Source organism: Streptomyces sp. NPDC059443 (genome assembly GCF_042750105.1).
Classification (GTDB): domain Bacteria; phylum Actinomycetota; class Actinomycetes; order Streptomycetales; family Streptomycetaceae; genus Streptomyces.
In genome coordinates this window covers 142,191-167,417 of record NZ_JBHYVM010000015.1, presented here as the reverse complement: position 1 = coordinate 167,417, position 25,227 = coordinate 142,191, and the positions used below count along the sequence as shown (strand labels likewise).

At 68.6% G+C, this 25,227-nt stretch carries 25 protein-coding genes; 21 read left to right on the top strand and 4 right to left on the bottom strand.

Annotation, left to right across the window (positions count from 1 at the left end; genetic code table 11):
- Positions 1 to 551: 551 nt before the first annotated feature.
- Together ACFXDJ_RS17355 and ACFXDJ_RS17350 are read left to right on the top strand one after the other, a co-directional pair.
- Positions 552 to 2,156, top strand: coding sequence for an ABC transporter substrate-binding protein (locus tag ACFXDJ_RS17355; RefSeq protein ID WP_384659926.1), 1,605 nt, complete (start codon positions 552 to 554; stop codon positions 2,154 to 2,156).
- Positions 2,157 to 2,242: 86 nt separating this feature from the next.
- Positions 2,243 to 3,820: an ABC transporter substrate-binding protein gene (locus ACFXDJ_RS17350; RefSeq protein ID WP_384659924.1), complete on the top strand. Its 1,578-nt coding sequence runs from the start codon at positions 2,243 to 2,245 to the stop codon at positions 3,818 to 3,820.
- Positions 3,821 to 3,908: 88 nt separating this feature from the next.
- On the opposite strand, the gene ACFXDJ_RS17345 is transcribed toward ACFXDJ_RS17350, so the two are convergent.
- Both ACFXDJ_RS17345 and ACFXDJ_RS17340 read right to left on the bottom strand, forming a co-directional pair.
- Complete coding sequence (locus tag ACFXDJ_RS17345; protein WP_384659932.1) at positions 3,909 to 4,583, bottom strand: response regulator; 675 nt, start codon at positions 4,581 to 4,583, stop codon at positions 3,909 to 3,911.
- A gap of 65 nt (positions 4,584 to 4,648) precedes the next feature.
- The gene (locus ACFXDJ_RS17340; protein WP_384659922.1) at positions 4,649 to 5,599 is read right to left on the bottom strand and encodes a RecB family exonuclease; all 951 of its coding nucleotides are present in this window, start codon (positions 5,597 to 5,599) and stop codon (positions 4,649 to 4,651) included.
- Positions 5,600 to 5,775: 176 nt separating this feature from the next.
- Between ACFXDJ_RS17340 and ACFXDJ_RS17335 the strand changes: the two genes are divergently transcribed.
- The 3 genes from ACFXDJ_RS17335 (at position 5,776) to ACFXDJ_RS17325 (ending at position 8,791) form a co-directional block, all read left to right on the top strand.
- The gene (locus ACFXDJ_RS17335; RefSeq protein WP_384659919.1) at positions 5,776 to 6,975 is read left to right on the top strand and encodes a site-2 protease family protein; all 1,200 of its coding nucleotides are present in this window, start codon (positions 5,776 to 5,778) and stop codon (positions 6,973 to 6,975) included.
- Positions 6,976 to 6,993: 18 nt separating this feature from the next.
- Positions 6,994 to 7,962, top strand: a complete 969-nt coding sequence (locus ACFXDJ_RS17330) for a tRNA (adenine-N1)-methyltransferase (protein WP_384659916.1) — start codon at positions 6,994 to 6,996, stop codon at positions 7,960 to 7,962.
- A 193-nt stretch (positions 7,963 to 8,155) separates the two neighbouring features.
- Positions 8,156 to 8,791, top strand: a complete 636-nt coding sequence (locus ACFXDJ_RS17325) for a hypothetical protein (RefSeq protein WP_384659913.1) — start codon at positions 8,156 to 8,158, stop codon at positions 8,789 to 8,791.
- A gap of 4 nt (positions 8,792 to 8,795) precedes the next feature.
- Here ACFXDJ_RS17325 and ACFXDJ_RS17320 read toward each other — a convergent pair whose 3' ends face one another.
- Positions 8,796 to 9,116 carry a ferredoxin gene (locus ACFXDJ_RS17320; protein ID WP_384659911.1) on the bottom strand — a complete coding sequence of 107 codons (321 nt, stop codon included), beginning with the start codon at positions 9,114 to 9,116 and terminating at the stop codon, positions 8,796 to 8,798.
- A 264-nt stretch (positions 9,117 to 9,380) separates the two neighbouring features.
- On the opposite strand from ACFXDJ_RS17320, the gene arc reads away from it, so the two are divergent.
- The 6 genes from arc (at position 9,381) to prcA (ending at position 15,565) form a co-directional block, all read left to right on the top strand.
- Complete coding sequence (gene arc / locus ACFXDJ_RS17315; RefSeq protein WP_384849421.1) at positions 9,381 to 11,147, top strand: proteasome ATPase; 1,767 nt, start codon at positions 9,381 to 9,383, stop codon at positions 11,145 to 11,147.
- A gap of 251 nt (positions 11,148 to 11,398) precedes the next feature.
- A complete protein-coding gene (gene dop / locus ACFXDJ_RS17310) occupies positions 11,399 to 12,910 on the top strand; it encodes a depupylase/deamidase Dop (RefSeq protein ID WP_384651362.1) in 1,512 nt (503 codons plus the stop codon).
- A 193-nt stretch (positions 12,911 to 13,103) separates the two neighbouring features.
- Positions 13,104 to 13,316 carry a ubiquitin-like protein Pup gene (locus tag ACFXDJ_RS17305; protein ID WP_030016348.1) on the top strand — a complete coding sequence of 71 codons (213 nt, stop codon included), beginning with the start codon at positions 13,104 to 13,106 and terminating at the stop codon, positions 13,314 to 13,316.
- A 71-nt stretch (positions 13,317 to 13,387) separates the two neighbouring features.
- On the top strand, positions 13,388 to 13,963 hold the full coding sequence (locus ACFXDJ_RS17300) for an endonuclease VII domain-containing protein (protein WP_384651372.1): 576 nt from the start codon (positions 13,388 to 13,390) through the stop codon (positions 13,961 to 13,963).
- On the top strand, positions 13,915 to 14,754 hold the full coding sequence (gene prcB, locus ACFXDJ_RS17295) for a proteasome subunit beta (protein ID WP_328297773.1): 840 nt from the start codon (positions 13,915 to 13,917) through the stop codon (positions 14,752 to 14,754). The genes ACFXDJ_RS17300 and prcB overlap by 49 nt, the downstream gene beginning before the upstream one ends.
- Before the next feature lie 46 nt (positions 14,755 to 14,800).
- Positions 14,801 to 15,565: a proteasome subunit alpha gene (prcA, locus tag ACFXDJ_RS17290; RefSeq protein ID WP_214948085.1), complete on the top strand. Its 765-nt coding sequence runs from the start codon at positions 14,801 to 14,803 to the stop codon at positions 15,563 to 15,565.
- 100 nt (positions 15,566 to 15,665) lie between these two features.
- Here the strand turns inward: prcA and ACFXDJ_RS17285 are convergent, their stop codons facing one another.
- Positions 15,666 to 16,664 carry a LacI family DNA-binding transcriptional regulator gene (locus tag ACFXDJ_RS17285; protein ID WP_384651359.1) on the bottom strand — a complete coding sequence of 333 codons (999 nt, stop codon included), beginning with the start codon at positions 16,662 to 16,664 and terminating at the stop codon, positions 15,666 to 15,668.
- Between the two features lie 145 nt (positions 16,665 to 16,809).
- Here ACFXDJ_RS17285 and ACFXDJ_RS17280 point away from each other — a divergent pair, with 145 nt between their 5' ends.
- From ACFXDJ_RS17280 to tatC, 10 genes are all read left to right on the top strand, one after another.
- Positions 16,810 to 18,084 (top strand): MFS transporter, encoded by a 1,275-nt coding sequence (locus ACFXDJ_RS17280; protein ID WP_384849418.1) that lies wholly within the window; start codon positions 16,810 to 16,812, stop codon positions 18,082 to 18,084.
- A gap of 9 nt (positions 18,085 to 18,093) precedes the next feature.
- Complete coding sequence (gene pafA, locus ACFXDJ_RS17275) at positions 18,094 to 19,455, top strand: Pup--protein ligase (protein ID WP_371615091.1); 1,362 nt, start codon at positions 18,094 to 18,096, stop codon at positions 19,453 to 19,455.
- A 137-nt stretch (positions 19,456 to 19,592) separates the two neighbouring features.
- Positions 19,593 to 20,522, top strand: coding sequence for an FKBP-type peptidyl-prolyl cis-trans isomerase (locus tag ACFXDJ_RS17270; protein WP_384651355.1), 930 nt, complete (start codon positions 19,593 to 19,595; stop codon positions 20,520 to 20,522).
- Between the two features lie 46 nt (positions 20,523 to 20,568).
- Entirely contained in the window at positions 20,569 to 20,946 is a 378-nt protein-coding gene (locus tag ACFXDJ_RS17265) for an FKBP-type peptidyl-prolyl cis-trans isomerase (protein ID WP_384651353.1), read from the top strand.
- A gap of 151 nt (positions 20,947 to 21,097) precedes the next feature.
- Positions 21,098 to 22,060, top strand: coding sequence for a helix-turn-helix transcriptional regulator (locus ACFXDJ_RS17260; RefSeq protein ID WP_384651351.1), 963 nt, complete (start codon positions 21,098 to 21,100; stop codon positions 22,058 to 22,060).
- A gap of 114 nt (positions 22,061 to 22,174) precedes the next feature.
- Positions 22,175 to 23,179, top strand: a complete 1,005-nt coding sequence (locus ACFXDJ_RS17255; protein ID WP_384651349.1) for a helix-turn-helix transcriptional regulator — start codon at positions 22,175 to 22,177, stop codon at positions 23,177 to 23,179.
- 14 nt (positions 23,180 to 23,193) lie between these two features.
- Complete coding sequence (locus ACFXDJ_RS17250) at positions 23,194 to 23,457, top strand: hypothetical protein (RefSeq protein ID WP_384849415.1); 264 nt, start codon at positions 23,194 to 23,196, stop codon at positions 23,455 to 23,457.
- A 26-nt stretch (positions 23,458 to 23,483) separates the two neighbouring features.
- A complete protein-coding gene (locus ACFXDJ_RS17245; protein ID WP_384849412.1) occupies positions 23,484 to 23,684 on the top strand; it encodes a hypothetical protein in 201 nt (66 codons plus the stop codon).
- A 218-nt stretch (positions 23,685 to 23,902) separates the two neighbouring features.
- A complete protein-coding gene (gene tatA, locus ACFXDJ_RS17240) occupies positions 23,903 to 24,199 on the top strand; it encodes a Sec-independent protein translocase subunit TatA (RefSeq protein WP_330295549.1) in 297 nt (98 codons plus the stop codon).
- Between the two features lie 53 nt (positions 24,200 to 24,252).
- On the top strand, positions 24,253 to 25,218 hold the full coding sequence (gene tatC / locus ACFXDJ_RS17235; protein WP_384849409.1) for a twin-arginine translocase subunit TatC: 966 nt from the start codon (positions 24,253 to 24,255) through the stop codon (positions 25,216 to 25,218).
- Positions 25,219 to 25,227: the final 9 nt, after the last annotated feature.

The following is a 25,227-nucleotide window of genomic DNA, read 5'->3' as shown; positions in this document are numbered from 1 at the left end:
CGCCATCTAGGCGTGCGCGCCGCGACTCTGCCCCCCCACCCCCCCCCCCCCCCGGCCCCCCCACCCCCCCCCCCCCCCCCCCCCCGCCCCGCCCCCCCCCCCGGGCCCCCCCGCCCCCCGCGGGCGGATCTTTCGCGCTGTACCCCGGAGGCCGAAATTCCATCCCTCCCGGGGGAGTTGTCCCGAGTGACCTTTGTCACCCACGCGTCCCCCTTCGCACCACTCCGGGCCCCTCCACCCCACCCCTTGTGTCCGCATTGATCAGCACCTGACCGAATCTGCGAACGCCCCCGCGCTCACACCCGGTCCGCTCCCATAACGGTGCGATGACGCCCCCGCTCCAACGGGTTCAAGCCACCCCTCCACAGGCCACTAATGTCGATCCGGGCATAGCGCCGCACCTCAGCCGTCCCGGACACACACCCCTGTTCCGGAACCGCGTGGACCGATCGTCACAACACCGGCCCGATCGTTCCGCCCAGAACGGGCGACCGCCGCGATGCCCTCCACGCCGCTTTGAACAAGTGCCGGGTTGAGGGAGTACTTCCAGCATGAACCGCAAGACCATGGTGCTGACGGCCGCCGCCGGACTGCTCACCCCCGCGCTGACCGCATGCGGCAGCACCAGCGGCGGAGGAGCGGGATCCGGAGCGATCATCGTCGGAACCACCGACCGGTTCGAGGCAGCCGACTACGCCCCCGCCCCGCTCGACCCCGCGTACGCCTACGACGCCGGCAGCTGGAACATCCTCCGCCAGACCGTCCAGACGCTGATGCACACCCCGCGCGGCGGCGGCCAGCCCGTCCCCGAAGCGGCCTCCGACTGCCGCTTCACCGACAGCGGCAACGAGAGCTACCGCTGCACCCTGCGCCCGGACCTCAAGTTCGCCGACGGCACCCCCCTCACCGCGCAGGACGTCAAGTTCTCCATCGAGCGCGTGCTCGCCATCAAGGACGAGAACGGCCCCTCCTCGCTGCTCTCCACCATCGACACCGTCGAAACCAAGGGCGCCGACACCGTCGTCTTCCACCTGAAGACCTCCGACGCGACGTTCCCGTACAAGCTCTCCACCCCCGCCGCGGGCATCGTCAGCGCCAAGAAGTACGAGGCGAAGAAGCTCCGCGCCGGCTTCAGCGTCGAGGGCTCCGGCCCCTACACGATGAAGGCCGAGGTCAAGGACAACCACCTCGTCCGCGCCGTCTTCACCAAGAACCCGAACTACAAGGGCGACCTGAAGCTGCAGAACGACAAGGCCGAACTGCGGACCTTCGAAGACTCCGACGCGATGGGCAAGGCCCTGGAACAGGGCTCCATCCACCTGGTCTCCCGCACCCTGTCGCCCGCGCAGATCACCGAGCTCTCCGCCCACCCGCCCAAGGGCATCAAGCTCGTCCCGATGCCCGGCCTGGAGATCCGCTACCTCGCCTTCAACACCGACGCCCCCGCGGTCAAGGACAAGGCCGTACGCCAGGCCCTCGCCGCCGCCGTCGACCGCAGCGGCCTCATCGCCAAGGTCTACGGGAAGTCCGCGCAGCCCCTGTACTCGCTGGTCCCCACCACCGTGACCGGCCACGGCACCCCGTTCTTCGACAAGTACGGCGAGGCCAACACCGCCAAGGCCGCCGACCTGCTGAAGGCCGCCGGAATCAAGACCCCGGTCAAGCTGACCCTCAACTACACCAACGACCACTACGGCGACGGCACCGCGGCCGAGTTCGAAGCCCTCAAGGCCCAGCTGAACTCCACCCACCTCTTCGACATCACCGTCCAGGGCACCGACTGGGCCGACTTCCGGCCCGCGCAGAAGAAGGGCGACTACGCCGCCTACGGGCTCGGCTGGTTCCCCGACTACCCCGACGCCGAGAACTTCCTCGCCCCGTTCCTGGAGCAGGACAACTTCCTGGGCACGCCGTACGCCAACAGCGCGGTGCGTACCAAGCTCATCCCCGAATCCCGGCGGGCGGTCGACCGCAGCGTCGCCGTCCCCGCGATCACGGAGATGCAGGACATCGTCGCCGAAGACGTACCCGTCCTGCCCCTGTGGCAGGGCAAGCAGTACGTCGCCGCGCGCGATGGGATCACCGGAGTGGAGTGGTCGGTCAACTCCATCTCCGACCTCCAGCTGTGGGAACTCGGCCGGGGCCTCAGCGGCTGACCGGCACGGCGGCCGCCCGCGGACACCGCGGGCGACAAAAGCAAATAATCAGATCACCCAGTGAGACTGTGAAGGACGTTCGCGTGATGAGACGTAACCAGTGGTTGGTGGCCCCGCTCGGTGCGGCCACCGCGGCCGCGCTGCTCAGCGGTTGCGGGTCGACGGATGGCTCGAACGCCGGCGCCGGCAAGGGCGTGGTCATGGGCATATCCGACAAGGTGAAGGCCACGGACCCCGCCTCGGGCTACGACCCCGGCTCCTGGCTGCTCTTCAACAACGTCTTCCAGTCCCTGCTGAGCTTCCCCAAGGGCGGCACCACCCCCGAGCCCGACGCGGCGCAGGCCTGCGGGTTCGAGGGCAACGACAGCAAGGTGTACAAGTGCACCCTGCGCGGCGGCCTGAAGTTCAGCAACGGCAACAGCCTCACCTCGAAGGACGTCAAGTACTCCTTCGAGCGCACGCTGAAGATCAACGACGACAACGGCCCCGCCGTCATGCTGGCGTCGATCGCCTCCATCGACACCCCTGACGACAAGACCGTCGTCTTCCACCTCAAGACCCCCGACGCGACCTTCCCGAGCAAGATCGCCTCGGGCGCCGGCTCCATCGTCGACCACGCCGAGTACCCCGCGGACAAACTCCGCACGGACGGCAAGGCCATCGGCTCCGGGGTCTACAAGCTGGACTCGATCAACGACAAGAGCGCCAGCTTCTCCGTCAACGACTCCTACAGCGGCAAGGCCAAGCCGAAGAACACCGGCGTCACCATGAAGTTCTTCAACGAGGACCAGGCCGCCCTCAAGAAGGTCCTCGAAAGCGGCGACGTCGACTTCGCCTTCCGCGGCCTGGCCGCCAAGGACATCGCCGGCCTCGCCTCCCAGAGCGGCGACCAGAAGGTCGAGGTCGTCCAGGGCGCCGGAGCCGAAGTCGAACACCTCGTCTTCAACATGAACGACCCGGTCGCCGGAAAGCTCCCCATCCGCAAGGCCATCGCCTACCTCGTCGACCGCGAAGCACTCGTCAAGCAGGTCTACGACGGAACGGCCACCCCGCTGTACTCGATCGTCCCCGCCGGCATCGCCTCGCACACCACCGCCTTCTTCGACCGCTACGGCGGCAGCCCGAACCTGGAGAAGGCCAAGGCGCTCCTGCACACCGCCGGCATCAAGGACAAGGTGAAGATCACCCTGTACTCGACGCCCTCGCGCTACGGCCCCTCCACGGACCAGGAATTCCAGCTGATCGCCAAGCAGCTGAACGACAGCGGCCTCTTCGAAGCCACCGTCAAGTCCGTCGAGTTCGAGCAGTACGAGAAGGACATCCAGGACGGCAAGTACGGCGTCTACGTGAAGGGCTGGGTGCCCGACTACCCGGACGCCGACAACTTCACCCAGCCGTTCTTCGGCCCGGACAACATCCTGCACAACAACTACGAGAACAAGGAGATCACCGGGACGATCATCCCGTCGACCTCCTCGAAGTCCGACCGCACCGCCGCCACCGCCGAATACGGCCGGCTCCAGGAGATCGTCGCCGACGAGGTCCCGATCCTCCCGCTCTGGCAGAGCAAGCAGTACGCCGTCACCCGCCCCAACGTGACCGGCCTGCAGTGGTCCCTGGACGCCTCGACCGTCTTCCGCTTCTGGGAGATCAGCAAGGGCTGAACCGGCCCGCACGCACAAGGACGCACACGCGCAAGGGCCCGCCTCCGCACCACGCGGAGGCGGGCCCTTCCCGCGGAACAAGACCCGGCTACTGGCCGGCGCCCGGACGCACCAGACCGCTCTCGTACGCGTACACCGCGGCCTGCACCCGGTCGCGCAGACCCAGCTTCGTCAGCACATGACCCACGTGCGTCTTCACCGTGGTCTCGCTCACGAACAGATCCGCGGCGATCTCCGCGTTCGACAGCCCCCGGGCCACCAGCTTCAGCACCTCGACCTCGCGCTCGGTCAGCGTCCCCAGCGCGTCGGGGACACTGTCCTCACCCGACGGCAGATGACCCGCGTACTTGTCCAGCAGCCGCCGCGTGATGCTCGGCGCGAGCATCGCCTCGCCACCCGCCACCACCCGGATCGCCTGCACCAGCTCCACGGCGGGCGCGTCCTTCAGCAGGAACCCGCTGGCCCCCGCCCGCAGCGCCTCCACCACGTACTCGTCCAGATCGAACGTGGTCAGCACCAGCACCTTCGCCGGACCGTCCCGGCCCGGACCCGTGATCTGCCGGGTCGCCTCCACCCCGTCCATCCGCGGCATCCGGATGTCCATCAGCACCACATCGGGCTGCAGCGCCCGTACCTGCTCCAGCGCCTGCAGACCGTCCCCGGCCTCGCCGACCACCGCCAGGTCCTGTTCCGCCTCCAGGATCATCCGGAAGCCGGTGCGCAGGAGCGGCTGGTCGTCGACCAGCAGTACGCGGATCGCCACGGGGTCTACCTCGTATTCGTCGGACGCCATCGGGGGACGCCGCCCATTGTGCCCTGACGCGAAGATCAGCCTTCCGCCCGGCGGTAACCGGGGGAGATCGTCAGAGGGTAGACCGGGGGAGTACCCCCGAACTCGGGACACACCGACTGATGATCACACCAGCCGCACAGCTTCGTCTGCCGCGGCAGCCACTCGCCCGTCTCCGTCGCCTCCCGGATCGCATCCCACAGCGCGAGCAGCTTGCGCTCCATCCGCTCCAGATCCTCGATCACCGGGTCGTACGTCACCACGTCCCCACTGCCCAGGTACACCAGCTGGAGCCGCCGCGGCAGCACCCCCTTCAGCCGCCACACCACCAGCGCGTAGAACTTCATCTGGAACAGCGCACCCTCGGCGTACTCCGGCCGCGGTGCCTTCCCCGTCTTGTAGTCGACGATCCGCACCTCACCCGTCGGCGCCACGTCCACCCGGTCGATGATCCCCCGCAGCCGAAGACCCGAATCCAGCTCCGTCTCCACGAAGAACTCCCGCTCCACCGGCTCCAGCCGCGTCGGGTCCTCCAACGTGAACCACCGGTCCACCAACGCCTCGGCCTCCGACAGCCACCGCGCCAGACCCGCCCCCTCATCACCCTCCGGGAACAGCTCCGTCAACTCCGGCTTCGCCTCCAGCAGCCGGTCCCACTGCCCCGGAATCAACGCCTTCGCCCGCGGAGCCGTCCGCTCCGGCGCCGGATGATCGAAGAGCCGCTCCAGCACCGCGTGCACCAACGTCCCCCGGGTCGCCGCCGCACTCGGCTTCTCCGGCAGCTTGTCGATCACCCGGAACCGGTACAGCAGCGGACACCGCATGAAATCGCTCGCCCGCGAAGGAGACAGCGAAGCGGGCGCCACGGCCACCGCCCGGCCGGGCTCGGGGCCGCACTCAAGGCCGGGCCGAGCACCGGGCTCGGTACCGGCTGCCGCGTCGTCAATGGCTGCTGCGTCGTCCGGACCGCTGCCGGGGCTCGTCGTCATACCCAAAACCCTACGACCCGCCACCGACAGCACGCGCATACCATCGACTCACAGACCCTCGCACTGCATGATCGGAGCATCACACCGCGCTACGGCGCACCCGGACACCACCGGGAAAAAGCAGAAAAACCGCCGACGCGCCCACAGCGCCGGACAGCAGCGAACGAAGGAAAACCGTGGCAGACACCGAGGAAACCGGCGAGCGCCAGGGCCGGCGCCGAGGACCGGGCGGCGGACTCCTCATGGGCCGCCCCTTCGGCGTGCCCGTCTACGTCTCGCCCAGCTGGTTCCTCGTCGCCGCCCTCATCACCTGGGTCTTCGGCAACCAGCTCGACCGGATCCTCCCCGACCTCGGACCCGCCCGCTACCTCGTCGCCCTCTTCTTCGCCGTCGCCTTCTACGCCTCGGTCCTCGTCCACGAACTCGCCCACACCATCGCCGCCCTCCGCTTCAAACTCCCCGTCCGCCGCATCCAGCTCCAGTTCTTCGGCGGCGTCTCCGAGATCGAAAAGGAATCCGAGACCCCCGGCCGCGAATTCGTCCTCGCCTTCGTCGGCCCCCTCCTCTCCCTCCTCCTCGCCGGCGCCTTCTACCTCGGCATGAAAACCGTCGAACCCGCCAGCGTCCCCGGCGTCCTCCTCGCCGGCCTGATGATCTCCAACCTCCTCGTCGCCGCCTTCAACCTCCTCCCCGGCCTCCCCCTCGACGGCGGCCGCATGCTCCGCGCCGTCATCTGGGGCATCACCGGCAAACCCATGACCGGCACCATCGCCGCCGCCTGGGTCGGCCGCGGCCTCGCCGTCACCGTCCTCCTCGGCCTGCCGCTCCTCACCCACACCGGAGTCCTCGGCAACCCCGCCCAGGAAATCGGCGGCATGGACACCGTCATGGACGCCCTCCTCGCCGCGATCCTCGCCGCCATCATCTGGACCGGAGCCGGAAACAGCCTGCGCATGGCCCGCCTGCGCGAACACCTCCCGGAACTCCAGGCCCGCAAACTCACCCGCCGCGCCATCCCCGTCGAGAACGCCACCCCCCTCTCCGAAGCCCTGCGACGGGCCAACGAAGCCGGCGCCCGCGCCCTCGTCGTCGTCGACGGACTCGGCGACCCCACCGGCATCGTCCGCGAAACCGCCATCGCCTCCGTACCCCAGCACCGCCGCCCCTGGATCGCCGTCAGCACCCTCTCCCAGGACCTCACCGACGGCATGAAGGTTTCCGCGGACCTCACCGGCGAAGAACTCCTCGACCACCTGCGCACCACCCCCGCCACCGAGTACCTCGTACTCGAACCCGACGGCGCGATCTACGGAGTCCTCTCCACCCAAGACGTCGAAAAGGCCTTCGTGAAGGCCATGGCGCGGCCCCAGTCCTGAAGCCAATACACTGGTCACATGTCCGAACCGACCGGTGCCGCCCGCCGACGCGGGCCCTTCGAGGTCGGGGACCAGGTTCAGCTCACCGACCCCAAGGGCCGCCACTACACGTTCACGCTCGAAGCCGGGAAGAACTTCCACACCCACAAGGGTGCCTTCCCGCACGACGAGCTGATCGGCTCCCCCGAGGGCAGCGTTGTCCGTACCACGGGCAACGTCGCCTATCTCGCGCTGCGTCCCCTGCTCCCCGACTATGTCCTGTCCATGCCCCGCGGTGCCGCCGTGGTCTACCCCAAGGACGCGGGCCAGATCCTGGCCTTCGCCGACATCTTCCCCGGCGCCCGAGTGGTCGAAGCAGGTGTGGGCTCCGGCTCCCTGAGCAGCTTCCTGCTGCGCGCCATCGGCGACCAGGGCATGCTCCACAGCTACGAGCGCCGCCCGGACTTCGCCGAGATCGCCACGGCCAACGTCGAGCGCTACTTCGGCGGCCCCCACCCCGCGTGGCAGCTGACCGTGGGCGACCTCCAGGACAACCTGTCCGACACGGACGTCGACCGCGTGATCCTCGACATGCTCGCCCCCTGGGAGTGCCTGGAAGCCGTCTCCAAGGCCCTGGTCCCCGGCGGCATCCTCTGCTGCTACGTGGCCACCACCACCCAGCTCTCCCGGACCGTCGAATCCATCCGCGAGTTCGGCTGCTACGCCGAACCGCAGCCCTGGGAATCGATGATCCGCAACTGGCACGTCGAGGGCCTCGCCGTCCGCCCGGACCACCGGATGATCGGCCACACCGGCTTCCTCGTCACCGCCCGCCGCCTCGCGGACGGCGTCGAGCCGCCCATGCGCCGCCGCCGCCCCTCCAAGGGCGCCTACGGCGAGGACTACGACGGGCCGGGCAGTCAGTCCGGCAGCAAGACGGCCGCCCCGGCCTCCCCGGCCGTCACCACGGGCCCGGACGCCGCCGACGACTCCGCCGACCTCGGCTGAGCCACCCAACACACAGACGCTGTGGCGCAGTTCCCCGGTAGAACCGGGAACTGCGCCACAGCGTCTTTTCGTTGTCGTACGTATACGCCCGACCACATCCGACCGGACCGGACCGGACCCACCCGTTCCACCCCGATGTGAGGTGTGGCACGATGCTGGCTCCCCGTCACCCGTCGCACAGGAGACACCCCGCGTGCCGCACAGCCCCGCCGAGCCGGCGCCGACCGAGCAGACCCCGGCGCACCACCGGGCCCGCCCCGTCCACTGGCTCACCACGGCATCGGCCCTGGCCGCCGTCATAGCCGGCGCGGGATTCCTCCAGCCCGGACAGGCCACCGGAGCCGCAGCCGGCCCGGAGCATCCCGCGCCGCCCAGCAGCACCACGAGCCCCACGCATCCCGGAACCGGGCCCGCGGCCCCCGCTCCGGACGCGCACGCAGTCACGTACCCCCTGGACTGCCGAGGCGTCCCGCAGACCGTCACCGCCACAGCCGAAGGCGACCTCGACGGCGACGGCCGCCCCGAAACCGTGGCCGCGGTCCGCTGCGACGCCGGCTCCGGAACCCCGCCGCACGCCATCTACGTACTCACCCAGGACGCGGCCAAGGGCTCGGTACCCCGCGTCGTCGCCACCCTGCTCGAAGCCGGCCGCAGACAGACCGCGACCGACCTCACCCTGCGCGACGGGCTCGTCACCGCCACGCTCCTCGGGTACTCATCGCCCGAAGTGCCCCGCTACAGCCCCGACACCAAGCAACTCGCCAAGTGGCGCTGGACCGGTGGAAAATTCCGCCAGGAGCTTACGGACTCGACCTCTGCGGGTGTTTGAACCGTCACTCGGCGTCGGGACCGAAGACCTCGACCCTGTCCGAAACGCGCCTTACATGGATGCAGTCGCCAGGACATTCCTTCGCCGAATCCACCACGTCCTGCAACAGCACCAGCGGAACCGGAGTGGTCGCCCCCGCCTCCACGAGCAGCTCGTCGGCGGGGCTCTTCACATACGCCAGACCGTCGATGTCCAGCTCGAACACCTCCGGCGCGTACTGCACACAGATGCCGTCGCCGGTGCAGAGGTCCTGGTCGATCCAGACCTCAAGCGGCTCTCCGGCCTCGCCGGCGCCGCCTGCCGGAGCCTCCTGCTGCACGGTCATATCTCCTGCCGTTCCCTGCTCTGAGTGATCCATCCCGGACACAACTCGCGACAAGTCGCACGAGCTCTGACGGGTGTTGAACACTTCGACCTTACAACCGGCTGCTTTCCGATGTTGATGGGTGGGTATTTCCTTGACGTGAGGGAGTACGCAAGGGTGAAGATCGGACACACCCCTACCGTCTTTGTGATCTAGGGGTTTCAATCACCACCAGCCCAGGTAGGGTCAGAAAGCGTCCAGCTCCCCTTGGAGGAGGTGAGGACCGTGGCAGCCCACGACGACGACATCAACCGCGGCATCCGGCCCGCGCGAGGGTCTGAGGACCCCGCCGGCCAGGTTGCCTATCTAGAGCAGGAAATCGCCGTCCTGCGACGTAAGCTCGCCGACTCTCCGCGACACACGAGGATTCTCGAAGAGCGGATCGTCGAGCTCCAGACAAACCTGGCAGGCGTCTCCGCCCAGAACGAGCGTCTGGCGAATACCCTGCGCGAGGCCCGCGACCAGATCGTGGCCCTCAAGGAAGAAGTCGACCGGCTCGCGCAGCCGCCGGCCGGCTTCGGAGTCTTCCTGCAGTCCAACGAAGACGGCACCGTCGACATCTTCACCGGCGGCCGCAAGCTCCGGGTGAACGTGAGCCCCAGCGTCGAACCGGAAGACCTCCGGCGAGGCCAGGAGGTCATGCTCAACGAGGCCCTCAACGTGGTCGAGGCCATGGCGTTCGAGCGCGCCGGGGACATCGTCACCCTCAAGGAAATCCTCGAGGACGGCGAGCGCGCCCTGGTGGTCGGGCACACCGACGAGGAAAGGGTGGTGAGGCTCGCCGAGCCGCTCCTGGACGTCACCATCCGCCCCGGCGACTCCCTGCTGCTCGAACCCCGCTCCGGCTACGTCTATGAGATCGTCCCCAAGAGCGAGGTCGAAGACCTCGTCCTCGAAGAGGTCCCGGACATCGACTACGACAAGATCGGCGGCCTGGGCGACCAGATCGAGCTGATCCGCGACGCCGTCGAGCTCCCCTACCTCTACCCCGACCTCTTCAAGGAACACGAACTGCGGCCCCCCAAGGGCATCCTGCTCTACGGCCCCCCCGGCTGCGGCAAGACGCTCATCGCCAAGGCCGTGGCCAACTCCCTTGCCAAGAAGGTCGCCGAGGTCACCGGCCAGCCCACCGGGAAGTCCTACTTCCTCAACATCAAGGGCCCCGAACTCCTCAACAAGTACGTCGGCGAGACCGAGCGGCACATCCGCCTCGTCTTCCAGCGTGCCAGGGAGAAGGCGAGCGAGGGCACCCCCGTCATCGTCTTCTTCGACGAGATGGAATCCCTCTTCCGCACCCGCGGATCAGGCGTCAGCTCGGACGTGGAGAACACCATCGTCCCCCAGCTGCTCGCCGAGATCGACGGCGTGGAAGGCCTGGAGAACGTCATCGTCATCGGCGCCTCCAACCGCGAGGACATGATCGACCCGGCCATCCTGCGCCCCGGCCGGCTCGACGTGAAGATCAAGATCGAGCGCCCCGGCGCCGAAGCCGCGAAGGACATCTTCGCGAAGTACCTCAAGGCCTCGCTGCCCCTGCACTCGGACGACCTGTCCGAACACCAGGGCTCCTCGGCCGACACCGTCCACAGCATGATCCAGACCGTCGTCGAGCAGATGTACGCCGAAACCGAGGAAAACCGCTTCCTCGAGGTCACGTACGCCAACGGCGACAAGGAAGTCCTCTACTTCAAGGACTTCAACTCGGGCGCGATGATCCAGAACATCGTTGACCGTGCCAAGAAGATGGCCATCAAGGCCTTCCTCGAACACAAGCAGCGGGGCCTTCGCGTCGCCCACCTCCTCCAGGCTTGCGTGGACGAGTTCAAGGAGAACGAAGACCTCCCCAACACCACCAACCCCGACGACTGGGCCCGAATCTCCGGAAAGAAGGGCGAGCGGATCGTATTCATCCGCACCCTCGTCACCGGAAAGCAAGGCGCGGACACCGGACGCTCCATCGACACGGTGGCCAACACCGGTCAGTACCTCTGACGAAGCGGGCCGGCTGCGGGAGCCCGCGAGGGCACCCGCAGCCGGCCGCTTTACCGACTGCTCTTTTCAGCCGGTGACAGGTCGAAATTCAATGACTGAAATGATCTCCCCACCAGCGCGGAGTGGTCCTAGGCTCTTCCGTACCGCAGGTCGCGCAGTGCGGGGACGGGCACCGCACACGACGCACCGGAGCACCAGCGGTACTTGAGCGCCGCTCCCGAACGGGAGCGCCGCCGGGCAAGGAGGGCCGCATGACCGTACGGCGAGTAATGGGGATCGAGACGGAGTACGGGATCTCCGTCCCGGGGCACCCGAACGCCAATGCCATGCTCACCTCATCCCAGATCGTCAACGCCTACGCGGCGGCGATGCACCGGGCGCGACGCGCCCGCTGGGACTTCGAGGAAGAGAACCCGCTGCGGGACGCCCGCGGCTTCGACCTCGCCCGCGAGGCCGCCGACAACAGCCAGCTCACCGACGAGGACATCGGCCTCGCCAACGTCATCCTCACCAACGGCGCACGGCTCTACGTCGACCACGCGCACCCCGAGTACAGCTCCCCGGAGATCACCAACCCGCTCGACGCCGTCCTCTGGGACAAGGCGGGCGAGCGGATCATGGCCGAGGCGGCGGTCAGGGCCGCCCAGCTCCCCGGAGCCCAGCCCATCCACCTCTACAAGAACAACACCGACAACAAGGGCGCCTCCTACGGCACGCACGAGAACTACCTGATGAAGCGGGAAACCCCCTTCTCGGACATCGTGCGCCACCTCACCCCCTTCTTCGTCTCCCGCCTCGTCTTCACCGGCGCCGGCCGCGTCGGCATCGGCCAGGACGGCCGCGAACACGGCTTCCAGATCAGCCAGCGCGCCGACTACTTCGAAGTCGAGGTCGGCCTGGAGACCACCCTCAAGCGCCCCATCATCAACACCCGGGACGAACCGCACTCGGACGCCGAGAAGTACCGCCGGCTCCACGTGATCATCGGCGACGCCAACCTCTCCGAGATCTCCACCTACCTCAAGCTCGGCACCACCGCACTCGTCCTGTCCATGATCGAAGACGGCTACATCAACGTCGACCTCGCCGTGGACCAGCCCGTACGCACCCTGCACCAGGTCTCCCACGACCCCGACCTGCACCACCTGATCACGCTGCGCAGCGGGCGGACGCTGACCGCCGTACAACTCCAGATGGAGTACTACGAGCTGGCCAGGAAGTACGTGGAGGAGCGTTTCGGCTCCGACGCGGACGAGCAGACCAAGGACGTGCTGGCCCGCTGGGAGGACGTGCTGGGCCGGCTGGAGAGCGACCCGATGAGCCTGTCGGGAGAGCTCGACTGGATCGCGAAGCGGGAGATCCTGGAAGGCTACCGGCGCCGGGACGGCCTCGGCTGGGACGCCGCCCGGCTCCACCTGGTGGACCTCCAGTACGCGGACGTACGGCCCGAGAAGGGGCTGTACAACCGCCTGGTGGCCCGCGGCAAGATGAAGCGGCTCCTGGACGAGACGGCCGTGGAGCGGGCGCAGAGCAAGCCGCCGGAGGACACCCGGGCCTATTTCCGGGGCCGGTGCCTGGAGCAGTACGCGGACGACGTGGCGGCGGCTTCGTGGGACTCGGTGATCTTCGACCTGCCGGGCCACGACTCGCTCCAGCGGGTCCCGACGCTGGAACCCCTGCGGGGTACCCGGGCCCACGTGAAGGAGCTCCTGGACCGCTGCCGCACGGCGGAGGACCTGGTGCGGGTGCTGTCGGGGCGCTGAGCCTTCCGGATCCCCGGGCGGGGGCTGAAAGGCCCCCGGTCCGGGAATCATGAAGACATCCGGACGTTATGAAAGTACCGGGACGGATGTCGGACCCTCCTTGTAGGGTCCGAAGTAGAGTCTGATCTTGAGGGATCCCGAATTCGCGGGGTCTTTCGACGTGAGCGTGCGAACCGAGCGGGGTGAGGTAGACATGGCGACCAAGGACACCGGCGGCGGACAGCAGAAGGCGACGCGCTCGACCGAGGAGGTCGAGGAGGCGGCGGTCGAGGAATCGACCGACCTCAAGGAACGACAGGAAAAGCTCTCCGACGACGTCGACTCGGTACTTGACGAGATTGACGATGTCTTGGAAGAGAACGCCGAGGATTTCGTGAGGTCGTTCGTGCAAAAGGGTGGCCAGTAAAGGTGCTTCGCTAATTCCACCTTCAAATCGAAGGCGTGGGGGGTTGGGTGGCCGAGACGGCGCCCGAAGGTATGAAGCGGTGTTCGCGTTGTAAGCGCGTTCAGCCATTCGAGGCCTTCGCGAGTAATCGCTCGATGCGGGACGGGTTCCAGGCGTACTGCCGCGAGTGCCAGGCGGATCACTACAAACAGCGGCAGGAAGCGAAGGGGCGGACGGTACGGGCGAAGGTCCCTGTGCCGTCCGGCCACAAGCGATGCCCCCAGTGCGAGGAGATCAAGCCTCATTCGCAATGGGAGCGGAACAAAACGAGTTCGGACGGTTGGGCCAGCTACTGCCGAGAGTGCCGCGCACAACGGAACCGGGCCTCGTACTTCAAGCGGCACTACGGCATTACTGAAGCCGAGCGCGAGGACATGATCGCCGCGCAGGGCGGGGTCTGCGTGATCTGCCGAGAGGCCTCGGCAGAGCATGTTGATCACGATCATCAGACGGGTAAGGTCCGAGGCGTACTGTGCTTCAGCTGTAACGCAGCCTTGGGGCAGTTCAAGGATCGGCCGGACGTCATACGGCGTGCAGCCGCTTACGTGGAAGGAAACCTGTGGAACCCAACACTCGTAGCACAGGGCGTCTACCGGCAGCCTTCCTGACGCCGGGGTCGTCGTCCTTCATGGACTTCTTGGGCGCGCACCAGCCCGAGATGCTCCCGGGCAACCGGAAGCTGCCCGACGGGGTCATCGAGGCGCCGCACGGGACGACCATCGTGGCCGCCACCTTCCCCGGCGGGGTCGTGCTCGCCGGTGACCGGCGGGCGACCATGGGGAACATGATCGCGCAGCGGGACATCGAGAAGGTGTTCCCGGCGGACGAGTACTCCGCGGTCGGGATCGCCGGCACCGCCGGTCTGGCCGTGGAGATGGTGAAGCTGTTCCAGCTGGAGCTGGAGCACTTCGAGAAGGTGGAGGGGGCGACCCTCTCCCTCGAAGGCAAGGCGAACCGGCTCTCCACCATGATCCGGAGCAATCTGGGGATGGCGATGCAGGGGCTGGCCGTCGTGCCGCTCTTCGCGGGGTACGACGAGGCCAAGGAGAAGGGCCGGATCTTCTCCTACGACGTGACCGGCGGCCGCTCCGAGGAGCACGGGTTCGCCGCGACCGGTTCCGGCTCGATCTTCGCCCGCGGGTCGATGAAGAAGCTGTACCACTCGAAGCTGACGGAGGAGGAGGCCACCACGCTGGTCGTGCAGGCGCTGTACGACGCCGCCGACGACGACTCGGCGACCGGCGGCCCGGACCTCTACCGCCACATCTACCCCATCGTCACCGTCATGACCGAAGAGGGATTCCGCAGGCTGACCGACGAGGAGTCCTCGGAGCTGGCCCGCAAGATCACGAATCGTCGGCTGGAGCAGCCCGACGGCCCGCGCGCCGCCCTGCTCTGACCATCCGTCGCCCCGTAGGAGCCCAGAAGAAAGGGACGGACAGCCGGTGTCGACTCCGTTCTACGTTTCACCGCAGCAGGCCATGGCCGACCGGGCGGAATACGCCCGGAAGGGCATCGCCCGCGGTCGCAGCCTTGTTGTGATCCAGTACGCCGACGGCATCGTGTTCGTCGGTGAGAACCCGTCCCGCGCGCTGCACAAGTTCAGCGAGATCTATGACCGGATCGGCTTCGCGGCCGCCGGCAAGTACAACGAGTACGAGAACCTGCGGATCGGCGGCGTGCGGTATGCCGATCTGCGCGGGTACACCTACGACCGTGACGATGTGACGGCGCGTGGGCTGGCGAACGTGTACGCGCAGACGCTCGGCACGATCTTCTCCTCGGCGGGCGAGAAGCCCTACGAGGTGGAGCTGGTCGTCGCCGAGGTCGGTGCGACCGCGGCCGGTGACCAGATCTACCGGCTGCCGCACGACGGTTCGATCGTGGACGAGCACGGTTCGGTCGCGGTCGGTGGCAATGCCGAGCAGATCAGTACCTTCCTCGATCAGCGGCACCAGGACGGGATGACCCTGTCGGAGGCGCTGAAGCTGGCGGTGCAGGCGCTGTCGAGCCAGGCGAACGGTGCGGACAAGTCGATTCCGGCGGAGCGGCTGGAGGTGGCGGTGCTGGACCGTACGCGGGCCCAGCAGCGCAAGTTCAAGCGGATCCGGGGCCGGCAGCTGTCGCGGCTGCTGGAGGCGGACGTTCCGGCGGCGGCTCAGGCGGATGCCGTGTCGAACGACGAGGCTCCGGACGAGGAAGCCGAGTAGCGAGTGGAGCGAGCTCGTAGCGAGTGCGCGTAGTGAGTGCGTGAGAGTGCCCCTGGCCTTCGGTCGGGGGCGCTTTCGCGTTCCGGGGGTTCCTGGGCCGTCAGGCGGTCGGTGCCGGGCCCGTGGAGTCGCGGACGACGAGTCGTACGGGGATGTCGGTGGCGGTCCAGGGGGTGCCTTCGAGTACGGCGAGGAGGGCGGTCATGCCCTGTTCGCCGACGCGTTCGGCGGGGAGGTGGACGGTGGTGAGTTCCGGTTCGACGGCGGTGGCGAGGGCGAGGTCGTCGAAGCCGGTGACGGAGAGGTCTTCGGGGATGCGCAGGCCGAGGCGGCGGGCGGCTTTGCAGGCTCCGGCGGCGAGGATGTCGTCGTCGCAGACGATGGCGGTGGGGCGGCCGTCGGGGGCCGTCAGGGCGGCTTCGGCGGCCGTACGGGCGGCGTCCACGCTGAGGGCGGACCGTACGGTGCGCAGCTCGGTGGTGGGGCCCAGGAGGGCGGCGAGGGCTTGGGCGCGGATGTCGAAGGTCCAGGAGTCGACGGCCGAGGCGAGGTGGAGGTAGCGGCGGTGGCCGAGGGTCTGGAGGTGTTCGGTGATCTGGCGCATGCCGTCGGCGATGGCGAGGTTGATGTGGGCGGCGGCGGTGTCGGCGGTGGGGTCGCTGTCGAGCATGACGAGGGGGAGTCCGTCGCCGCCGAGGGCTTCGAGGGCGCCTGCGGCCATGGAGGAGGCGATGACTCCGTCGAGGGCGGCGCGGGCGGAGGCGAAGGGGTCGCGGGCGGGTCCGGTGCCGTCGGGGGAGGGGTAGAGGACGACGCCGAAGCCGTGTTCGGCGGCGATGCGGGCGGCGCCGGTGTAGACGCGGGCGAAGAATTCGTTGGTGAGGGCGGGGACGACGAGGAGGGCGGTGCGGGTGGAGCCGAGGCGGAGGTTGCGGGCGGCGAGGTTGGGGCGGTAGCCGAGTGCGGTGGCGGTGTGGCGGACGTGGTCGGCGGTGCGTTCGGAGACGCGGCCGCGCCATTTGTTGCCGAGGACGAGGGAGACGGTGGCCTGGGAGACTCCGGCGGCGGTGGCCACGTCGCGGCTGGTGGGTCTCGTCACACGGTGCTCCTGTAGTGCGAGGTCGCGGGGGTTCTTGGGGTTCGGCGGGTGGACCGGCCGTCTGTGGCCATGGTACGTATGACCTCTCACGTTATACGTATTACTTGGGCTACTCCCGGTGGGATCCGGGCAGGAGGGGGCGGAGATGGCCGCGGGTTACGCAGAGCTGCTCAGGACCCGGCATGCCGCGAGGCTGCTGGTGGGCACGCTCATAGGCAGGTTGCCGAACGGTGTCGCGCCGATCGCGATCGTGCTGTTCACCCGGTCCGAGGGGGGCAGCTACAGCCTCGCGGGGGCGCTGGCGGCCGTGTACGGGGTGGCCAACGCGGTCGGGCAGCCGCTGCTGGGCCGGGCGGTGGACCTGTACGGGCAGCCGCGGGTGCAGTTGCCGGCGGCGGTGGTGTCGGCGCTGGGGATGGTGTGGTTGGCGTTCGCGGGCACGGGTTCGGCGGTGGCGGCGTACGGGGCCGTGGTGGTGGCGGGGTTGTTCACGCCTCCGCTGGAGGGCGGGCTGCGTGCGCTGTGGCCGGGGGTGCTCGGCGGCCGGGAGGAGCGGGTGCATGCCGCGTACGCGATGGACGCGGTGGCGCAGGAGGTCATGTTCACGGTGGGTCCGCTGCTGGTGACGCTGTGCGTGGCGTTGTGGGATCCGGCGGTGGCGCTGCTGGTGATCAATGCGGTCGGTGTGCTCGGTGCGCTGTCGGTGGTGGTGTCGGAGCCTTCGCGCACGTGGCGTTCGGAGCCGCGTGAGGCGCATTGGCTGGGGGCTCTGCGCTCGCGCGGGCTGCTGGCGCTGCTGGGTGCGTTCTTCTTCGTGGGGACGGCGCTGGGGTCGATCACGGTGGCCGGTGTGGCGTACGCGGACGACCACGGGAACCAGGCGGTGTACGGCTGGCTGATGGCGGCGCTGGGTCTGGGTGCGCTGGTCGGCGGTCTGGGGTACGGGGCGCGGCAGTGGGCGGGTGTGGCGGAGCGGCGGCTGCGGTTGCTGGTGGCGTTGCTGGCGGTGTGTTATCTGCCGTTGATGCTGGTGCCGGGTCCGTGGGCGATGGCGGCGCTGGCGGCGCTGGCCGGGGTGTTCCTGGCGCCTTGTCTGGCCTGTGCGTTCATCGTGGTGGACCGGCATGCTCCGGTGGGCACGGTGACGGAGGCGTTCTCGTGGCTGGTGACGTTCTTCGGGGTGGGTGCGGCGATCGGTACGGGTGTGGCGGGTCCGGCGGTGGAGGCGGGCGGTACGGCGGCCGGGTTCGCGGTGGCGGGTGTGGCGGGTGCGGCGGCGCTGCTGGTGCTGACGGTCACTCGGAAGGTGCTGGAACGACCCGGTGTGACCGGTCCGGTGAAGGAGCCGGTGGACGGTTCTCGGGAAAATGATCGAAACGACGCTCGCGAACTCGGTTTCAGAACAGAGCAGAAGGCGTAATGTTCAGTCATGGACCGCCGCATTTTCGGGCTGGAGAACGAGTACGGCGTCACGTGCACGTTCAGGGGACAGCGCCGACTGTCTCCTGACGAAGTGGCGCGCTACCTCTTCCGCCGTGTTGTGTCATGGGGCCGCAGCAGCAATGTCTTCCTGCGGAACGGCGCCCGCCTCTACCTCGACGTGGGTTCGCATCCGGAGTACGCAACTCCCGAATGCGACAACCTGATCGAACTGGTCACCCACGACAAGGCCGGCGAGCGCATTCTCGAAGGCCTGCTCGTCGATGCCGAACGCCGCCTGCACGAGGAGGGAATCGCGGGCGACGTCTATCTGTTCAAGAACAACACCGACTCGGCGGGAAACTCGTACGGCTGCCACGAGAACTACCTGGTGGCCCGGCACGGGGAATTCTCCCGGCTGGCGGACATTCTCATCCCGTTCCTCGTCACGCGGCAGTTGATCTGCGGTGCGGGCAAGGTGTTGCAGACGCCGCGGGGTGCGGTGTACTGCGTGAGCCAGCGGGCGGAGCACATCTGGGAGGGTGTCAGTTCCGCCACGACGCGTTCGCGGCCGATCATCAACACGCGTGACGAGCCGCACGCGGACGCGGAGCGGTACCGCCGTCTGCACGTGATCGTGGGCGACTCGAACATGTCCGAGACCACGATGCTGCTGAAGGTCGGGGCGACCGATCTGGTGCTGCGCATGATCGAGGCGGGCACGGTGATGCGGGACCTGACGCTGGAGAACCCGATCCGGGCGATCCGTGAGGTCAGTCACGACATCACGGGTCAGCGCAAGGTGCGTCTGGCGAGCGGCCGGGAGGCCTCGGCGCTGGAGATCCAGCGCGAGTACTACGACAAGGCGGTGGACTTCGCCGAGCGGCGGGGCATCCGTGAGGGTGTCGTGGACCAGGTGCTGGAGCTGTGGGGCCGGACCCTGGACGCGATCGAGGCGGAGGACCTGGATCGGATCGGGACCGAGATCGACTGGGTGATGAAGTACCAGCTGATCGAGCGGTACCGGGCCAAGCACAACATGACGATGTCCAATCCGCGGGTGGCTCAGATAGACCTCGCGTACCACGACATCCACCGCCGGCGCGGGCTGTACTACCTGCTGGAGCGCAAGGGGCAGGCGGCGCGGATCTGCAACGACCTCAAGATCTTCGAGGGCAAGTCGGTGCCTCCGCAGACGACGAGGGCGCGGCTGCGCGGTGACTTCATCCGCCGCGCGCAGGAGCAGCGGCGGGACTTCACGGTCGACTGGGTGCATCTGAAGCTCAATGACCAGGCGCAGCGCACGGTGCTGTGCAAGGACCCGTTCCGGTCGGTGGACGACCGGGTGGAGAAGCTGATCGCGGGGATGTAGGGCGTGGCGGGGCGCGGTGTGGGATGCCGCTGATCTGCCGCTGATCTGAGACAGGGCCTCGTGCGGATCTCGTACGGGGCCCTGTGCACGCCTTAGAGTGGCGGCGACCTATGTGCCGTCTGAGATCTGAGGAACACGTGCGCCGACTTGCCGGCCTGCTTGTCGTACCCCTTCTGCTGCTTTCGACAGCGGCCTGTGGCGACAGCGGCTCCGAGATGAAGAACGGGGTGCCCTCGATCACGAAGGGCGCCAAGTTCGGTGAGGCTCCGACCCTGGCGAAGGGTTCGGGCAACCCGCCGAAGGAACTGAAGGTGGTGACCATCAGCGAGGGCGACGGCCCGGCGCTGAAGAAGGGCGACGCCGCCCAGGTCAACTACCTCGGCCAGGTCTGGGACGGTACGAAGCCGTTCGACCAGAGCTTCGGCAAGGGCAAGCCGTTCGATGTGACCATCGGTGCGGGCCAGGTCATCAAGGGCTGGGACCAGGGCCTTGAGGGCAAGAAGGTCGGCAGCCGTCTGGAGCTCGTGATCCCGCCGGACCTCGGTTACGGGGCGCAGGGTCAGGGCGCGGACATCAAGCCGAACGCCACGCTGGTCTTCGTCGTGGACATCGTCAAGGGCACTTCCATCCCGGCTTCGGCCAAGGGCAAGGAGGTCCCGCAGGACGACAAGGACCTGCCGAAGGTCGGTACGAACACGGACGGCAAGGAAGTCTCCGTGACCGTTCCGAAGGACGTCACGCCGCCGGCGAAGCTGGTTTCGAACTACGTGCTGGAGGGTGACGGCGCCGTCGTCAAGGACACCGACAACGTCGTGGTCAAGTTCAACGGCAAGACGTGGAAGGACGACAAGACCTTCGAGAGCACGTACGCCACCGACCAGTCGGTGACCTGGCCGATGGCTCAGCTGTCGGTCAAGGGTCTGAAGGAGGGCCTGCTCGGCAAGAAGGTCGGCAGCCGTGTGCTGCTGGTCATCCCGCCGGACGCGGGCTTCGGTGACAAGGAGCAGGGCACCATCCCGGCCAATTCGACGCTGGTCTTCAGCCTCGACATCCTCGCCGTGGTGTAAGACTGTCCCGGTTGTCCCCCTGTTCGTACGTTTGAGGAGCAGTACCGTGAGCGACAAGCTCGAGAAGCCCGAGATCGACTTTCCCGAGGGCGATGTCCCGGCCGACCTCGTGATCGAGGACATCTGGGTCGGTGACGGCGCCGAGGCCAAGGCCGGTTCCCGCGTCTCGGTCCACTACGTGGGCGTGGCGTTCTCCTCCGGCGAGGAGTTCGACGCTTCGTGGAACCGCGGCGCCCCGCTGCAGTTCCAGCTGGGTGTCGGCCAGGTCATCTCCGGCTGGGACCAGGGCGTCCAGGGCATGAAGGTCGGCGGCCGTCGCAAGCTGACGATCCCGGCCCACCTCGCGTACGGCGACCGTGGCGCCGGCGGTGCCATCAAGCCGGGCGAGACGCTGATCTTCGTGTGCGACCTGATGGCCGCCTGACCGGTCGGTCGCGCAAGTCGTTGGGCCCCTGCCGTGCGGCGGGGGCCCTCGCTTTTGCCCAGGCGGACCTGGGCGGTACGGTCAGCGGTCACGAGGGTGTACGCGGCCGGGGTGTGAGGTGCCGCGCGGCGAGAAGGGCGGATGGGGCTCGATGGCGATTGCCAAGGCCGAGCGGCTGATGAATCTGGCGCTGTGTCTGCTGGGGACCCGCCGGCCGCTCAGCAAGCGCGAACTGCGCGGTTCCATCGAGGCGTACATGGAAGCCGGGAACGACGACTCCTTCAACCGGATGTTCGAGCGGGACAAGGACGATCTGCGGGAACTCGGGCTGGTCATCGAGACGGTCGAGAACCTGGAGGGCGAGACCGGTTATCTGGCCCGCCGCGACAGCAACCGGCTTCCGCCCGTGGCCCTGGACGCCGAGGAGGCCGCGGCGCTGGGGCTCGCGGCGAAGGTGTGGCAGCAGGCCCGGCTGGCCGGAGCGGCCAGCGGCGCGTTGCAGAAGCTGCGTGCCGGGGGGATGCCCGAGGCCGGGGATCCGTACGAGGGCCAGCACAGTGCCATCGAACCGCGGATCCCGGTCCACGAGGCGGCTTTCGAGCCGCTGATGCTGGCCTGCCGCGACCGCCGTCCGGTGGTCTTCGACTACCGCAGGTCCAACGCGGCCCGTCCCGAGACCCGTCAGGTCGAGCCGTGGGCCCTGGAGTGCTGGCGCGGTCACTGGTACCTGGCCGGTTTCGACCGCGACCGCGGGGCGGAGCGGGTGTTCCGGCTCTCCCGGATCACGGGGAAGGTCCGTTCGCGCGCGGCCAAGTACACCGCCGAGGTCCCCGACGTGGTGACCGTACGGGAGACCGTGGCGAGCTGGGCCGGGGAGGGCGGGGAGCGCTCCGCGCTGATCCGGCTGCGGGCCGGTGCGGGGTATCCGCTGCGGGCCAAGGCCACCGCCGTGCGCGAGAGCGCGGGCGGGGAGGGCTGGGACGAGCTGGAGATCCCGTACGGGCACGGGCTCGACGCCTGGCTGGTGGAGTTCGGCCCCGACGTGGTCGTGGTGGAGCCCGCCGATCTGCGGGCCGACGTGGTCGACCGGCTGCGTGCCGTGGCCCAGGGCTGACCCGGCCCGTTCGCACGGGCCCGGCCCGATTCGGTGGCCCGGCCCGGTTCCGCGGGAGGTCCCGCGGGTTTGTCCCGTCCCGTAGCACGTGCCCTGAGGGGGAGACGTACCAGCATGGCTGCCAACGCCATCGACCAGACGCGCCGGATGCTGTCCCTGGTGACCTATCTGCGGGAGCGGCCCGGCGCGCACGTCGCCGACGTCGCCCGCGCGTTCGGGATCACCGAGGACGAGCTGATCTCGGACCTCGACGTGCTCCCCATGTGCGGGACCAGTTTCCGCGGCGGGGACCTGCTCGACATCGACACCGACGGGGAGCGCATCTGGTGGCGCAACCCCGACGCCTCGGGGGAGTCCACCGCGGAGCCGCTGCGGCTGGCCGCCGACGAGGCGACGGCGCTGCTGGTCGCCGCCCGCGCGGTGGCCACCCTGCCGGGGCTGCGCGAGAGCGACCGGGACGCCCTGCTGCGGGCCACCGCCAAGCTGGAGGCGGCCGCGGGCGAGGTCGCCGGGGCCAGCTCCCGGCTGTCGGTGACCTTCGAGTCCGAGGGCGGGGTCTTCGCCGATGTGGACCGGGCCATCGCGGAGCGGCGGCGGCTGTGGCTGCGCTACTACTCGCCGGCCCGCGACGAGCTCACCGAGCGCAAGGTGGATCCGATCCGGCTCTTCGCCGTCGGACACACGTACATGGAGGGGTGGTGCCACCTCTCCGAGGCACGGCGCACCTTCCGGCTGGACCGGGTCGCCGAGATCCGGCTGCTGGACGAGCGGGCCGATCCGCCCGCCATCGAGCCACGCGACCTGTCCGAGGGGCTGGTCCAGCCGGCCGCCGAGGACCCGGAGGTCGTGGTCGAGGTGGGTCCCGGCGGGCGCTGGGTCGCCGAGTACTACCCGCACGACAGCGCGGAGGAGCTGCCGGAGGGGGGTCTGCGGATCACCCTGCGCAGCCCCGACCCGGCTTCGCTGCGCCGGCTCGCGCTGCGGCTGGGCCGCGAGGGGCGCATCGTGGCCCCCGTGGAGCTGGCGGACAGTGCGCGCCGGGCGGCCCGGGAGGCGCTCGCCGCATACGAGGACGGGGCCGCCGGGGACGGGGCTGCCGGGGCCGGGGAACGGGTCTGAGGGGGCTGGGCACGATGTCGCCGACGCCACCTGGACCGCCGGACGTGCCGGCGTCGACCACCCCGGGGCCGGTCGCCTTCACCGCGGCCTGTCCCGACTGCCGGGCCCGCTTCGAGCTGGACGCGGGCGCCCTGCGCCTGGCGATCGGCGGCAGCAGGCGGACCACGTTCTACTCCTTCACCTGCCCCGAGTGCGGGGCGGCGGTCCGCAAACCGGCCGGTGAACGCATCGTGGAACTGCTGACCGGGGGCGGCGTGAGCACCCTGCGCAGTGTCTGAGCCGGTCGGTGGCCTAGGCTCTGGTCATGCTGTGGCCGATGTTCGCAATCGTTCTGGGCTTCCTCGGGCTCGCCGTCCTCGCCGTGCTCGCCGTACGGGTCTTCGTGGAGGTGCGCAGGCTCTCCGGGCAGGTGGCGGACGCCGGAAGACGGATCGCGGACGCCTCGAGCGATCTGGAGCGGGCCGCGACGGACCTGGCCAGGTCCGGGCGGGCGGCGGGGCTGTAGTACGGGGCGTCGGTCCGGCCGTTTTCGCAGGCCATGGCACGGAGCCATAGCCATGGTGGGGCAACCGTCGTACTGTCTGACCACGCAACCGGCGATGCCCTGGGGGATTGCCGGGCGTTAACCCCCGGGGGTTACGATCCTTGTCTGAGCGGTTCGCGGATCTCGGTCCGAGCCGTCCGTGACCACAACCAGCCGTTTCGGTGAGAAGGAAGACACACATGATCGGCAACCTGAAGCCCCTCGAAATCCTCCTGATCGTCGCCGTGATCTTCCTGCTGTTCGGTGCCAAGAAGCTTCCCGACATGGCCCGCTCGCTCGGCAAGTCCGCCCGCATCCTCAAGAGCGAGGCGAAGGCGATGAAGAAGGACGGCGAGGCCGAAGACGGCACCGCCGCTTCCGTTGCCGACCCGGCTCCGCAGCAGCAGGCGGCCGCCCCGCGCACCATCCAGGCCTCGCCCGGTGACGTCACCAGCGCCCGGCCCGTCAACGAGACCAACCACACCACCCAGAGCTGACTCGGGCCGGCCACGGCCGGGCCAGTCGTCTGCGACGAGACAAGGGACGTGGGTTGCTCAAGTCTGCCCGCAAGCAGGAGAAGACGGATCAGAAGGCGAAGGACGCCGAAGGGCGGATGCCTCTCGTCGAGCACCTGCGTGAGCTGAGAAACCGTCTGCTGAAGTCGGTCCTCGCGGTCCTCGTGATCACCATCGTGGCCGCGATGTACTACAAGAACATCATCGACTTCATGCTGAAGCCGATGCTGGACTCCGTCGGCTGCACCAACGGCGTGGTCGAGCAGCGCAATGGCCGTCCGTGTGCCGACATGACGGTCAACGGTCTCATCGCGCCCTTCTCCATCGCGCTCAAGGTCTCGCTGACGGCCGGTGTGGTGCTGTCCGCCCCGGTGTGGCTGTACCAGCTCTGGGCCTTCGTGGCCCCGGGCCTGCACAACAACGAGAAGAAGTACGCGATCGGCTTCGTGGCGGTCGGCGCCCCGCTGTTCGGCGCCGGCGCGGTCCTCGCGTACAAGATCCTTCCGCAGACCGCGGTGATCCTGCTCGAATTCACCCCCGCCGACGCGCGCAACCTGCTGCCGGTGGACGATTACCTCGACCTGGTCACGCGCATGGTCATCGTCTTCGGCCTGGCCTTCGAGCTGCCGCTGCTGCTGATCCTGCTCAACTTCACCGGTGTCCTGACCGCGAAGCGGCTGGCCAGCTGGTGGCGTGCGATGGTGCTGGGCATCACCATCTTCGCGGCGTTCGCGACTCCCACCGGTGACCCGCTCACCATGATGTCGCTGGCCTCCCCGATCATCGCCCTGTACTTCATCGCGCTCGGCATCTGCCTGCTCAACGACCGCAGGCGCAAGAAGGCCAACCCCGACGCGGACCTCGACGACGACGAGGCCGCCGAGCTGGACCTGACCCCTGCGAAGCTCGGCGAGATCGAGCCCGCTCCGGCCCCCAGCGCCCTGCCCGAGCAGGCCGACGGCGGACGCCGGCAGATCAACGGCTACGACGACGCGACGTGATCGACGCGG

Excerpts from the sequence above, each read along its gene's own strand:
- ACFXDJ_RS17340 (WP_384659922.1), bottom strand. The coding sequence starts at position 5,599 with ATGACGACGAGCCCCGGCAGCGGTCCGGACGACGCAGCAGCCATTGAC.
- ACFXDJ_RS17280 (WP_384849418.1), top strand. The coding sequence starts at position 16,810 with ATGGCCGCGGGTTACGCAGAGCTGCTCAGGACCCGGCATGCCGCGAGG.
- ACFXDJ_RS17300 (WP_384651372.1), top strand. The coding sequence starts at position 13,388 with ATGAAGCGGTGTTCGCGTTGTAAGCGCGTTCAGCCATTCGAGGCCTTC.
- ACFXDJ_RS17245 (WP_384849412.1), top strand. The coding sequence starts at position 23,484 with ATGCTGTGGCCGATGTTCGCAATCGTTCTGGGCTTCCTCGGGCTCGCC.
- ACFXDJ_RS17250 (WP_384849415.1), top strand. The coding sequence starts at position 23,194 with ATGTCGCCGACGCCACCTGGACCGCCGGACGTGCCGGCGTCGACCACC.
- ACFXDJ_RS17305 (WP_030016348.1), top strand. The coding sequence starts at position 13,104 with ATGGCGACCAAGGACACCGGCGGCGGACAGCAGAAGGCGACGCGCTCG.
- ACFXDJ_RS17330 (WP_384659916.1), top strand. The coding sequence starts at position 6,994 with ATGTCCGAACCGACCGGTGCCGCCCGCCGACGCGGGCCCTTCGAGGTC.
- ACFXDJ_RS17320 (WP_384659911.1), bottom strand. The coding sequence starts at position 9,116 with ATGACCGTGCAGCAGGAGGCTCCGGCAGGCGGCGCCGGCGAGGCCGGA.
- dop (WP_384651362.1), top strand. The coding sequence starts at position 11,399 with ATGACCGTACGGCGAGTAATGGGGATCGAGACGGAGTACGGGATCTCC.
- ACFXDJ_RS17355 (WP_384659926.1), top strand. The coding sequence starts at position 552 with ATGAACCGCAAGACCATGGTGCTGACGGCCGCCGCCGGACTGCTCACC.
- ACFXDJ_RS17350 (WP_384659924.1), top strand. The coding sequence starts at position 2,243 with ATGAGACGTAACCAGTGGTTGGTGGCCCCGCTCGGTGCGGCCACCGCG.
- ACFXDJ_RS17255 (WP_384651349.1), top strand. The coding sequence starts at position 22,175 with ATGGCTGCCAACGCCATCGACCAGACGCGCCGGATGCTGTCCCTGGTG.
- pafA (WP_371615091.1), top strand. The coding sequence starts at position 18,094 with ATGGACCGCCGCATTTTCGGGCTGGAGAACGAGTACGGCGTCACGTGC.
- tatA (WP_330295549.1), top strand. The coding sequence starts at position 23,903 with ATGATCGGCAACCTGAAGCCCCTCGAAATCCTCCTGATCGTCGCCGTG.
- ACFXDJ_RS17260 (WP_384651351.1), top strand. The coding sequence starts at position 21,098 with ATGGCGATTGCCAAGGCCGAGCGGCTGATGAATCTGGCGCTGTGTCTG.